This is a genomic window from Microbacterium sp., assembly GCF_011620665.1.
Lineage (GTDB): Bacteria > Actinomycetota > Actinomycetes > Actinomycetales > Microbacteriaceae > Microbacterium.
In genome coordinates this window covers 1-2523 of the sequence record NZ_WOYQ01000012.1, presented here as the reverse complement: position 1 = coordinate 2523, position 2523 = coordinate 1, and the positions used below count along the sequence as shown (strand labels likewise).

General features: G+C 67.3%; 1 protein-coding gene. It reads left to right on the top strand.

Annotation, left to right across the window (positions count from 1 at the left end; translation table 11 throughout):
• The first annotated feature begins 187 nt into the window (after window positions 1-187).
• Entirely contained in the window at window positions 188-2365 is a 2178-nt protein-coding gene (locus tag QZV81_RS02030; protein ID WP_292831721.1) for a glutamine synthetase III, read from the top strand.
• Window positions 2366-2523 lie beyond the last annotated feature (158 nt).

Sequence of the window (2523 nt, the reverse complement as noted above, 5' to 3'; positions counted from 1 at the left end):
ACCAAGCGCGAGGTGGCCGACGCGCTGTGGGACGCGGTGCTCGCGCAACGCTGAGGACGCGGGCCGCGGCATCGGCCGCGCGCGAGACCGTTACGCTCGCGAAACAGGCCGGACGCACCGCTTCCGTACCTTCTGCTTCAGGGTCCCTTTGCCGCGTGGCGTCAGGGCATAGCGCAGGGGGAAACGAATGAGTGGGAATGCCGTCCGTCGTGAAGCCATCAGGGACGTCGAGGCGTTCGTTCCTCCCGCCGTATCGTTCGACGAGGCCGAGACTGCCGGGGAGATCTTCGGCGCGAATGTCTTCAGCACGATCGTCATGCGTCAGCGTCTGCCGAAGCCGGTCTTCAAGTCGGTCATGGCGACGATCGAGCACGGCGCGAAGCTTGACCCGGCCGTGGCGGATGCCGTCGCCTCGGCGATGAAGGACTGGGCGCTCGAGCGCGGCGCCACGCACTATGCGCACGTCTTCTACCCGCTCACCGGTCTGACCGCCGAGAAGCACGACAGCTTCTTCGAGCCCGCCGGGGACGGATCAGCGCTGGCCGAGTTCGCCGGCAAGACGCTCATCCAGGGCGAGCCGGATGCGTCCAGCTTCCCCAACGGCGGCCTGCGAAACACGTTCGAGGCCCGCGGCTACACCGGCTGGGATGTCACGAGCCCGGCGTACGTGCTCGAGAACCCCAACGGCAACACGCTGTGCATCCCGACCGTCTTCGTCTCGATGACCGGTGAGGCTCTGGACCACAAGACGCCGCTGCTGCGTTCGCAGCAGGCGATGGGCGAGCACGCGCAGCGCATTCTCGCCCTGTTCGGTCACACGAACGTCGCCAAGGTCGTCTCATTCTGCGGTCCGGAGCAGGAGTACTTCCTGGTGGACCGGCATTTCTTCCTCGCGCGCCCCGACCTGCTCAACGCCGGGCGCACGCTCTTCGGCACCAAGCCGCCCAAGGGCCAGGAGTTCGACGACCACTACTTCGGTGCGATCCCCGAGCGCGTGCTCGGCTTCATGATGGACACCGAGCGCGAGCTGTTCAAGCTCGGTATCCCGGCCAAGACGCGTCACAACGAAGTCGCCCCGGGTCAGTTCGAGATCGCCCCGATGTTCGAGCGCGGCAATATCGCGGCCGACCACCAGCAGCTGCTCATGACGACGTTCAAGACGATCGCGAAGAAGCACGGCATGGAGTGCCTCTTCCACGAGAAGCCCTTCCAGGGCGTCAACGGGTCCGGCAAGCACGTCAACTTCTCGCTTGGCAACAACGAGCTCGGCTCGCTGCTGGTCCCGGGTGACACCCCGCACGACAACGCGCAGTTCCTCGTCTTCTGCGCCGCCGTGATCCGTGCCGTGCACCTGCACGCGGGTCTGCTGCGGGCATCCGTGGCGTCGGCATCCAACGATCACCGTCTGGGCGCCAACGAGGCTCCCCCGGCGATCATCTCGATCTTCCTCGGCGACCAGCTCGCCGACGTGTTCGAGCAGATCGCCCAGGGCCCGGCAACCTCGTCGAAGGGCAAGGGGTCGATGCAGATCGGCGTCGACACGCTCCCCGTGCTGCCGACCGACCCGGGCGACCGCAACCGCACCAGCCCGTTCGCCTTCACCGGCAACCGTTTCGAGTTCCGCGCGCCGGGCTCGATGCAGACGGTCAACGGACCGATGGTGACGATCAACACGATCATGGCCGACTCGCTCGACTACGCCGCGACGGAGCTCGAGACCGCGATCGCCACCGGCACCGACTTCGACACCGCCGTGCAGAATCTGCTGACCAAGATCATCACCGAGCACGGTGCGGTCGTCTTCAACGGCGACGGCTACGGCGACGCGTGGCCGATCGAGGCCGAGAAGCGCGGTCTCGCGAACCTGCGCACCACGCTCGACGCCCTGCCCGAGCTGATCACCGAGCCGGCACTCGCGCTGTTCGAGAAGTACAAGGTGTTCAACCGCCGCGAGATGCACAGTCGCTACGAGATCGGCCTCGAGCAGTACGCGCTGAGCATTGGGGTCGAGGCTCGTCTGACCCTCGAGATCGGGCAGACCTCGATCCTGCCGGCCACGGTGCGGCACCAGACCGAGCTGGCCGTGAACGTCGGCGCTCTCAAGGCCGCGGGCGTCGACCCCGACCTCGATGCACTCACCGAGGTCAGCGATTCCGTGAACGAACTGCGCTCCGCGCTCGCGGCACTCAACGCGGCGCTGGCCGATGAGGTCGGCCACGACTCCCTCGCCGAGGCCAAGCACGCCCGCGATGCGCTGCTGCCGAACATGAAGGCCGTGCGCACAGCGGCCGACAAGATCGAGGGCATCATCGCCGACGACCTGTGGCCGCTCCCGACCTACCAGGAGATGCTCTTCATCCTGTAGACGGCCACTGCCGGACACCCGGCTGATCCGATGGGTCAGGGCCCACCGGGTCGGCCGGGGTGTCAAGGTCGAACCGCGCTGAGACTCGTCAGCGCACGCGGATCGCGATCGGGTCGGCGGCGCACACCCCGCCCTCCGGCCCGGCCGTGATCGTCAGG

Coding starts and splice junctions, on each gene's coding strand:
- QZV81_RS02030 (WP_292831721.1), top strand. CDS start 188: ATGAGTGGGAATGCCGTCCGTCGTGAAGCCATCAGGGACGTCGAGGCG.